7 protein-coding genes are annotated in these 10,481 nt (G+C 35.1%); 2 read left to right on the top strand and 5 right to left on the bottom strand.

Translation table 11 applies throughout. The features are described from left to right. Positions 1–2,085, top strand: a 2,085-nt coding sequence (locus Q0505_RS17315) for a putative LPS assembly protein LptD (protein ID WP_299215586.1), incomplete at its 5' end; no start/stop codon positions are given. Between the two features lie 241 nt (positions 2,086–2,326). Continuing rightward, positions 2,327–2,707, top strand: coding sequence for a RidA family protein (locus tag Q0505_RS17320; RefSeq protein ID WP_299215587.1), 381 nt, complete (start codon positions 2,327–2,329; stop codon positions 2,705–2,707). 96 nt (positions 2,708–2,803) lie between these two features. Here the strand turns inward: Q0505_RS17320 and Q0505_RS17325 are convergent, their stop codons facing one another. From Q0505_RS17325 to Q0505_RS17345, 5 genes are all read right to left on the bottom strand, one after another. Next, positions 2,804–3,673 (bottom strand): N-acetylglucosamine kinase, encoded by an 870-nt coding sequence (locus tag Q0505_RS17325; protein WP_299215588.1) that lies wholly within the window; start codon positions 3,671–3,673, stop codon positions 2,804–2,806. A 73-nt stretch (positions 3,674–3,746) separates the two neighbouring features. After that, positions 3,747–4,748: a type I glyceraldehyde-3-phosphate dehydrogenase gene (gene gap / locus Q0505_RS17330; RefSeq protein WP_299215589.1), complete on the bottom strand. Its 1,002-nt coding sequence runs from the start codon at positions 4,746–4,748 to the stop codon at positions 3,747–3,749. Positions 4,749–4,763: 15 nt separating this feature from the next. Then, positions 4,764–5,750, bottom strand: coding sequence for a 6-phosphofructokinase (gene pfkA / locus Q0505_RS17335; protein WP_299215590.1), 987 nt, complete (start codon positions 5,748–5,750; stop codon positions 4,764–4,766). A gap of 394 nt (positions 5,751–6,144) precedes the next feature. Further along, a complete protein-coding gene (locus Q0505_RS17340; RefSeq protein ID WP_299215591.1) occupies positions 6,145–6,348 on the bottom strand; it encodes a hypothetical protein in 204 nt (67 codons plus the stop codon). A 99-nt stretch (positions 6,349–6,447) separates the two neighbouring features. After that, positions 6,448–10,481: translocation/assembly module TamB domain-containing protein (locus Q0505_RS17345; protein ID WP_299215592.1), on the bottom strand; the 4,034-nt coding region annotated here is incomplete at its 5' end.

Raw genomic sequence — 10,481 nt, forward strand, 5'->3', positions numbered from 1 at the left:
CGAAAGGTGAAATTTGTTCCAGGGCAAAAGCTTGTTACAGGTCTTACCAATATGTATATAGCCGATGTTCCTACGCCTATTGGATTACCCTTTGCCTTTTTCCCTTTAGATAAGCAAAAAAGTGTGTCTGGTTTTATTGTTCCAAGTCCTGGAGAAACCAGACAAAGAGGTTATTTCCTGCAAAATGGAGGATACTATTTTGCATTGAGTGATTATTACGACCTTGCTATTACTGGAGATTATTATACCAATGGTAGTTATGCCTTACGAGCAGATTCTGATTATAGAGTGCGTTATAAGTATAATGGGCGGTTGAGTTTTAACTTTGAGAAAATACTAGCGAGTGAACGAGGACTACCCGATTTTTCTGAAACAAACACCTATAACATCAGGTGGAATCACTCCAAAGATCAGAAATCAAGTCCTAATAGTCGATTTTCTGCTTCTGTTAACTTGGGGAGTAGTGATTTCTTCCAACAATCTATAAACCAGAGTAATACAGGTAACTTCCTGACAAACAATTTTAGTTCTTCTATATCTTATTCTCGTACCTTTACAGGAAAAACGCCTGTAAATGTGACGGTAGCGGCAACGCACTCTCAGAACTCGCAAACAGAAATTATTAACATGACGTTGCCTACTGCGCAAGTAAACGTAGATCGAATCTTTCCGTTTGCACCAAAAAATGGAGCAAAAAAAGGGGCTTTTCAAAACATTAACTTTAATTACTCTTTACGTGCTAATAATCAATATGTAACGACAGACAGCCTCTTTTTTACATCAGAAATGTTTAAAGATGGTCGTTCAAGTATCCAGCAAACCATTCCAATCTCAACCAACTTTAAAGTTTTCAAATACATAAGTGCGAGTGTTGGTGCCAATTATACAGAGAATACTGTTTTTAGAACGATTGACCAATCTTTTGATATAGAGGACAGAGAGGTTGTAAGAGACACTATTAATGGACTTGCATCTTATAGAACGTATGGGACAAGTGCCAGCTTAGGAACGACCTTGTATGGTATTTTCCCTTTTAAAGAAGGCGGTAAAATACAATCTATTCGTCATGTAATTCGTCCTAGTCTTGGTTTTAGCTACACGCCTGCTTTTGATCAGTTTTTTGATAGTTACCAACGTACAGATCCTAATGATCCTACGGCTACTGAGCTTACCGAAACTGTTGAATTTTCTCGATTTGAAGGTAGCTTATTAGGAGCACCTAGTAATCGGGAAAGTGCCTCTGTGTCATTCGGGCTAAGCAATATTATAGAAGCAAAAGTGAGAGATAAAGATACTACTGCTACCGAAGAGTATCGAAAAGTTGCACTACTGAGTAACCTAAACTTAAGGACTGCTTATAATATCACGGCAGATAGCTTAAAACTATCGCCTATAGCTGTGAGTGGTGCTATTCCAATTATTGAAAACAAACTTGATATTAACTTTAGTGCATCGTTAGATATCTATGCACTAAATAGTAATAACAGACGTATTAATAGGCTTAACATTAATAATGGAGGGAGTCTTTTTAGAATTACTGCAGCACGCGCCAACTTTGGATATAACTTTTCTAGTAGAGATTTTGAAAAAGGAAAAGACAAAAGTACAGACCGTACTAAAAACCAAACATTTGCTGCTGGGGGAAGACCTGATGACTTATTTGGTGGTGGTGTAGATATTACTGGAAATAGCAATGGATTACCCGAAGATGATGAAGATGAAGAAGAACAGGAAGTGGAGTTTTATAACTTTAAAATTCCGTGGAATTTAAGACTGTCCTATGAAGTGAGTTATGTAAACAATGCTAGACAAAATGAAATAGGAACGCATTCTATCGTTTTTAGTGGAGATGTAGAGCTTGGGAAACGCTGGACCGTTGGTGGTTCTTCCGGATTTGATCTTGCTAATCCTGGATTTACATTTACATCGTTACAATTTGGTAGAGATCTAGAAAGTTGGAGTTTACGTTTTAACTGGGTGCCCTTTAGTACACGTTCTTCTTGGAATTTCTATATTGGAATTAAAGGAAATATCCTAGGTGATATTAAGTACGATAAACGTCGAGCTCCAGATGAAAGATTATAAGAAATAGGCCAATTGATCGATACTTCTTTAATACGAAAACTTCAAGAAGAGCTTTCAAAGTATCAGAAGCAAGATCACTGCGCTACAAGAATCAAGACTTTTTTGTCACGGATTAGAAGTTCTAATATACGTACAGTAATTCAGATATGAAAGGTTCATAAATTCTCATCTAAACTATTTTCTAATCCAATAATTTGTTAATCTTACATAAGTTACCCAACTTCGTAAAAACAAATCTATCATGAAAAAAATAATCTCAACACCAAATGCGCCTGCTCCTATAGGCCCTTATAACCAAGCGGTACTTTCTGGAAACACTTTATACACTTCTGGTCAAATTGCTATAGACCCTAAGACGGGAGAGCTTTTTGAAGGAAACATCAAAGAGGAAACAAAGCTTGTGATGGAAAATCTAAAAGCAGTATTAGCTGCCGCCGATATGACGTTTGAAGATGTTGTTAAGACTTCTATTTTTGTAAACAAGATGAATGATTTTGCTGCTATAAATAAAGTATATGGAACCTATTTTGATGAGGCAACAGCACCCGCCAGAGAAACGGTAGAGGTTGCAAATCTTCCTAAATATGTGAATGTAGAAATTTCTGCGATTGCAATTAAGTGATCGGAGTAAATCATAATAAAAAAATCCCGCCTCCTAAATAGAAGCGGGATTTATTTATTTTGAGTAAGTTTATATAACTTAACTCTATCTTTTATGCTACTTATACAGAATATGAGCTTTATGATGCGATACAAGTCCGTCAATAGGACGTTTTAAAACCTTACCCTTTTTCAATCCATACTCCTTTAAAAGGATAGAAAGCTCTTTTTCTAAATAAAAAGCAATAGAGCCTACAAAGTGTACAGGCACTTCTTTTGCATCATCATATTGAAAAATTTGATTTTCTATAAATAAAGAAAGTCCTTTTCGGATCAAGGATTGACAATACGAGTGGTCTTTATTTTCTATTAAAAAACGTGCAAAAGTAGCGAGATATGTATTAGGATTTGGACTCTTATATAACTGATTTTTAATAGCTTCAGAACCTAAATCATACGCATTTTCAAACTTTGAAGCTAAGTCTTCAGGAATGTGATTGAATTTATAATCTCTTAGTAATTGTCTTCCAAAATAATTTCCGCTAGCATCATCCATAAGGATATATCCTAAGGATATTACTTTTTGCTCAATGTCGTGTCCGTTATAGTAACTACAGTTAGACCCCGTTCCTAAGATACAAACGATTGCTTTTTCTTTCTTTTCTGTATCTACAGTCGCATATAATGCAGCATACGTATCTTCCTTAACAATAATCGCTTGGGCTTCTTTAAAAAACTCTTCAAAAACTTCACTAATGAGTTTACGGGGTTTTTCTACACCACAACCTGCTCCATAAAAGTAAAGACGACTTACTTCGTTTCTATGCTTATACAATTCAAAGTTATTGATAATACGCTCTTTTAATATCTCTTGTGATAATACTTGAGGATTTAATCCTAAGGTTTGTGTTTGGAATAACATAGTTCCATCATCACCTAAGGCAATCCAATCGGTCTTCGTAGATCCACTATCAACTACTAAAATCATATAGCACCAGTAATTAGTCAAATAATTTTCCTTGACAAACACGTAGTATCTATCAAGGAAAACAATATATTATTTATAGTTCGTTTACTTTTTCAGCGAGATCAACAAGCTTGTTAGAATATCCAAACTCATTATCATACCAAGAAACTAACTTGAAAAAAGTAGCATTTAATTCTAGAGAAGCTCCAGCATCAAAAATACTTGTGCGATCATCACTTACAAAATCTTGAGATACTACACTTTCATCTGTATATCCTAAGATTCCTTTTAAAGCTCCTTCTGATGCTGCTTTAAATACTTTTTTGATCTCTTCTAAAGAAGTTTCTTTCTCTGTGCGAACCGTCAAGTCAACTACAGAAACGTCTACTGTAGGTACTCTAAATGCCATTCCAGTTAATTTACCATCTACTTCAGGAAGTACTTTCCCTACTGCTTTTGCAGCTCCTGTAGATGCTGGAATAATATTATTAAGTGCTGAACGACCAGCTCTCCAATCTTTTTTTGAAGGACCATCCACCGTTAACTGAGTTGCTGTCGTAGCGTGTATAGTTGTCATGAGTCCTTCTTTAAGTCCCCAGTTATCATTTACCACTTTTGCAATAGGTGCCAAACAGTTTGTGGTACAAGAAGCATTAGACACGATGGTATCTGCTGCTGTTAATTTATCATCATTTACACCCATCACAAACATCGGAGCATCTTTAGATGGTGCAGAAATCACCACTTTTTTAGCTCCAGCTTGGATATGGTAGTCTGCTGATTCTAATGTTGTAAATATTCCAGTACATTCAGCAACGACTGTCGCTTCTACTTCATCCCATTTTAAATTTCTAGGATCACGCTCAGCTGTGATACGAATGGTTTTTCCATCCACAATAAGATTACCATCTTTTACAGAAATATCACCGTCAAAACGTCCGTGAACAGAGTCATATTTTAATAAATAAGCTAGATGTTCTACATCTAGTAAATCATTTATAGCAACTACATCTACATTATCACGTTTTACAGTCGCTCTAAAAACGATACGACCTATACGTCCAAATCCATTAATTCCTAATTTTAAATTTCCCATGTGTTTGTATTAAATTTATGTGGTCATGATATCTGACACACGTATCAATTCTTTATTAATTTTTGTTTTTCCTTTAATCGCTTTTTCAAGTGGGGTAAGTTCCATTTTGTCATGAATCGTTCCTACCATATAGTTGCTTTTCCCTTCTAGAAGAGATTCTACTGCTTTTACACCCATTCTACTGGCAAGTACACGATCATAACAGGTAGGAGAGCCTCCACGTTGCATGTGTCCTAAAACAGATACACGTACATCATACTCTTCAAGATTCTCGTCAACATAGTCTTTTAGTTCAAAAACACTTTTTCCTATTTTATCACCTTCGGCAACAATAACGATACTAGAGGATTTTCCACTTTTCTTACTTCGTTCTAACGACTCTACAAGTCTATCTATTCCCATATCTTCTTCAGGAATAAGGATTTCTTCTGCTCCAGCTCCTATACCCGCATTGAGTGCGATATGTCCTACATCACGTCCCATTACTTCCACAAAGAATAAACGATCGTGGGAATGTGCTGTGTCACGTATTTTATCAATAGCTTCGACAGCTGTGTTTAAAGCGGTATCGTATCCTAATGTTCTATCGGTACCACTGATATCATTATCAATAGTTCCTGGAATGCCCATCACAGGAAAACCATATTCTGTATTAAAAACAAGACCTCCTGTAAAAGTTCCATCTCCACCTATAAGTACAATAGCATCTATATCAGCTTCAACTAGCTTCTCATGAGCGATTCTACGCCCTTCTTTGGTCATAAAACGTTTGCTTCTTGCAGATTTAAGAAACGTTCCTCCTTTATTGATAATCCCTCTTACACTACGTGCATCTAACTCAATAAAGTCTCCATCTATCAGCCCTTCATATCCTCTATAAACGCCTACACAGGCAATTTTATGATAAGCGCAAGTACGAACGACAGATCGAATACCAGCATTCATTCCTGGGGAGTCTCCTCCTGAGGTCAAAACTGCAATTTTCTTAATATTTTGGTTCATATAATGGCAAATAAAAAATAAATTTAGGAAACTTAACCTACATAATTCAAGTATTTACCATTGATTTATGACTATTTGTAATTTCAAACGTTTTCGTTTAACAACTTTTTATGGCTTGCTCGTTCTTACGTTTAAAAAAGAGGGGGAAATGGTTTTTTTTTGCTTTCGCGAAAGCGTACTTATCAATACTATCTTCATAAACAAAGATCCTATTTTAATAATCTTTCAAAAACATCAATTAAAACAGCATCAAAATTAACAGGTTCAGAATTGATTAATTTTTAAAAGTAACACTTTTTAATACTTTATTATTTCCGATTGAAATGGAATAGCTGTGAACATGAGAATAAAAAACGCCTCAAGATGAGGCGTTAAAGTTTATGTTTGCTATATATTAACTGAATGATAAAATAGGCTCTCCGTGACCACCTGGGAAACTAGACTCACATTGACTCATACACGCACCCATGCTTGTATAGCAACCTACAAAGTGGTAACTACATATACAAGCAAAACCTGAATCACATAATGTTCCTGCTTGAATTTTTTTTAATTCTTGAGAAGTTAAGACTTTTCCTAAATTTTTTAATTTTTTCATAAGTAATGATTTTTTGTTATATCTACATAAAGATACATATTTGTAACATATCACAATGTTAATATATTACTTAGTAAATCATTATAAAACATTGATAACTTAATTTTTGAAAGTAACACCATCGGGACCTATTTTTTCTGATTCCGCTTGTTGTTCTTTAAGGCTATCAAGAGCCTCTTTAGACTTTCCATTAAAAATCTTTCTAATAAGTTCTTTGAAAGAGTTGAAATCTACCGCATACGAGATACCTGCGCCTTGGGTATATCCTTCTGTCTCCCCTATGAATTGGATGTCAGTTTGTCTATTGAATACTTTTGCTCTCAGGGCTCCATTCTCACTCAATAGAAAATCGATCTCAACGTCACCCACGATCACACTCTCACTGATACCTCCCGTTGGGACACCCACTTTGCCATTAATAAGAACGCGGTTAGAAATTTGAGTAGACAATGTAATCCCCACACGTCCCGCCGATTGTAGGTTTGGTGAGTTATCTGCTTGTACAAGATCTAGATTGACATCAAAAATACTATCATCATCGTTAAATAAAATTCCAGATAATACAGAAGATGTTGTTTCCAAAAGATTATTTACCGCACCAGCAGCAGATATGGAAGCATTACTTAAGAAAACGCCTTGAGAAACTAAAGAAATGGCATTAAGCTCTCTTGCATTTTTATCACTAAGACGGTATTCTAACTCCGAGACAACGCTACTTCCAGTTCCTGGAAACTCTATCTCAAAGGTAATGTCTGGTTTTAAAAGTTCACCTTCCAGATTAATAATAACATCCACTGGAATTTTACGGTTTAAAGAGGGGTTTTCTAAAAGTATGCTAGGGTTTGCCTCCGCTCTATACACGGCACTGATATCAAGCAGAGCACCCGCTGGATCTCCTTCCCATCGGATATTACCGTCTGGTCTAAATTTAAATTCTTTTTGAAAAAGACCTTTGTATTTAAAGTTAAAGCTTCCTTCATACGCAATAAAGTCTCCATACATGTCAAACTTCCCATTGGTGTCTAGTTGTATTAAGAGCGTTCCTCCTCCCCTACCTTTTAAGGTACTTCCGTTTTCTTTATCGACAACAATTTCGATAAGTGCATCTGCATCTACATCAAGGTCAAAATTTACAGAAAGTCCTTTTATTTCGGTTAACTCTGACACCACTCCGTTTAACTTTGCTGCTTTTTCTTCAGGACTTAAAAAATGGATATAAGAACTATCTCCTATAGATTCTGTATCATCAATGGGCACATTAAAAACAGTTCCTTTTTCGGTTTCTGCAAAGACATCTATCACCATATTATCTACAGGCCCTTTAAGCGTAGCTTGACCCGCTATAAATGCGGTTCCGTAATAAAGAGATTCTAGCTCTTCCTTGGTATCTAATACTAATAATCTGTCTGTAGTAATTCCTAAATCAAGTCGCCAATCGCTAAAGGCATTATGAGAAATGCTACCGTTTAATGCACCAAGGGTTTTATATTTTACATCTTCTAGCTGGATCGCATTAAAGATAAATTTTTGCTTGCTTAGGGATACACTAGAAATCCCTCTAAAATCGTAATCTGTATTCAAATACGGTATTTTAAGACCGCCGTTTCTTATTTTTAACTCTCCATTGATGTCAGGATTCTTATAATTTCCTGTCACTTTTGCGTTCCCATCTACAAAACCTCTTATCCGTGTTATGACACCTTCTCCTAAAGGATCAAAGGGTGCTAGATTAAAATTAGTTAATCCTACATCTAGGTCTATCGTAGCATTGTTTCCTGTTCCTACGGTAATACTTCCTTCGGCTACGAGAGGCGCTCCTTTTTGATTTTCTAGCTTCGATTTGATTTCATAAGTAGATAGTGAGGTATCTCCTTCAACGCTTAGATCAAATTTTCCCAATAAATAATCATTTATTGCAAACTCGTCTATAGCAACTGTTGAATTAGGATAATAGGCACCTTTTTTCTGAAGTACATCCAGATTTCCGTTCACACGTCCTTCTAGATTTAGATTCTCTATTTCAGGGGTGATTTTAGCTAAATCTACATTTGTAAATCGTGCTTTAATATCTTTATATGTACTGTCTTTTATAAAGCCTTTAAGGTCTATCCGTTCGTCTTTATGACTCAGTACAATCGTTTGTATATCAATATCGTTAAAGTTATTGTCAAAAATAATACGATTACGCTGATTGTTCTCTTCATTAATAAACCAAGCGTTATCTTTAAAAACAACTTGCGATTTCTTAAAGCCTAGTACAGAATTTCCTTCTTCATTAATGGTATGGTATAGCGATAAGTCATAACGGTCATCATTACGAGTTCCGCCAGAGAATTCAGACTTCATAAACAAGGTATCCTTTAAGGTAACATTAATGAGATTAAAATCTGAAACCGCATAAAAACCTGCGTCTATACTATCGGCAGCGATATAGGTGTTAAATAAAGGGTTCTTGTTATCTACTTTGATTTCTATGGCTTCTGCCATATTCCCAAAAGCTTCTATTCTTGGAGATTTAAAGGTAAGTTTAAACTCAGAATCATTAGAAACAACGCTTCCTTTTATGATGGTTTCTGGTTCAAATTCTATTTCTGGAACAAAGACTTCTACAATCTTATTATTGATCGTAAAATCAAACTCCATAAATTGATTTTCTGTCAGTACTTCTGGTTGATAGTTTGTATATAAACTTCCAAGAGCATTTCTGAATAGCGGGACTACCTCATTAAATTTAAAATTTCCTCGTACTGTACCATCTATAATATCTGAAGAATTAATTGCTATGGTACGTACATTTTTATCATCAAAAACAGAGGTCACATCAAAATCTTTAAAATAATACGTGTCGTTTTTGTTTTGATACACCGCATCAAAGAAGGAGAGTTTACCAAAAGCGTCTTCGATCCCTGTTCCTTTCATATCCATAATAACATTTCCTTTAAGAATGGAAACACTATCTTTTACAAAGTTGAGATTCACTAGATTTGCATAGGTAATATCTGCTTCAAAATCATAGCTATTTATCTTTTTTGAAACATCTATAAGACCATCAACCTTGGCTATTAAATTCTCATCATTTATAATAATCTCCCCATTGAAAACGGGATTTTTAAGATCTCCGAAAACAGTGATGTCTTTATATCTATAATTATTGTAATTAATATAATAGATCACACCAGATAATTTGGTGTCTAGAAACTCTTGAAGAAATCCTTTACCATCTACATCAAAATCCATAGACGTTTTTCCTATTCTTGGATCATTAATGAATTTACCTAAATTAAAATTATCAAAATCTATACTTCCCTTATATGTAGCTATATCTGTATTCTGATAATTGGTCAATAACATATCTACATACCCATTTCCAAGTGCAGAGGTTACGACTCCTTCTGTCTCTAGTGTCTTGTTTGTAATCGTTGTAAATCCAATCAATTCAATCATGCCAAGTTTTGACAATTGTGGTGGTAATGCCGAAAGGACCTCTGGTAATAATGACTTTAAGTCAAAATATGTGGTTTGTAGTGCCGTGTAATGACCATCTATTTTAAAGTCATCGCCAGAAATGAGATGTGTAAACTGTATATCGCCTTGTATAATAGAATTTTTCAACCCCGTTACATCAAGATTTTCTACTTTAAAATCATTAAGAACTCCAGTCACATTTCCCGTTAAGGAAAAAGTCTGATCCTTTGCAAAGCCATCATAAAATGGGTAAATATCATTTGTGGAGATGTTCGCTTTCGCGAAAGCGGCCTCAATATCAACATTATTGATAAAATCAGACATCTTATCTCCCGAAGTGTCTAAAGCGATATCCCCTTCTATTTCTGAAAATTCCGTTTTGAGAATAAATTTCTGTAATGTGATCGAATCGGGATCGTAATGAAAATCACCTTCCAAAGAAGAGATCGCATAACCTCGTTTTGCAGTAAATGTAAGATGATCTATACGCGTATCCACCACATCATTTACGAGTTTAAAATCATCCAATTGGGTTTCCAATCTTGTATAGTCAATAACTACTTGATCTTCTAAATTTTCATTTATATATCTGAATGAACCATCTTCTATCGTAATTTTAGAAGAGGTTATAACAAAAGGAGGCGCGTCTGGATTCGGAATTTGTGGAG

The sequence above is a fragment of the uncultured Dokdonia sp. genome, assembly GCF_937910895.1.
Classification (GTDB): Bacteria; Bacteroidota; Bacteroidia; order Flavobacteriales; family Flavobacteriaceae; genus Dokdonia.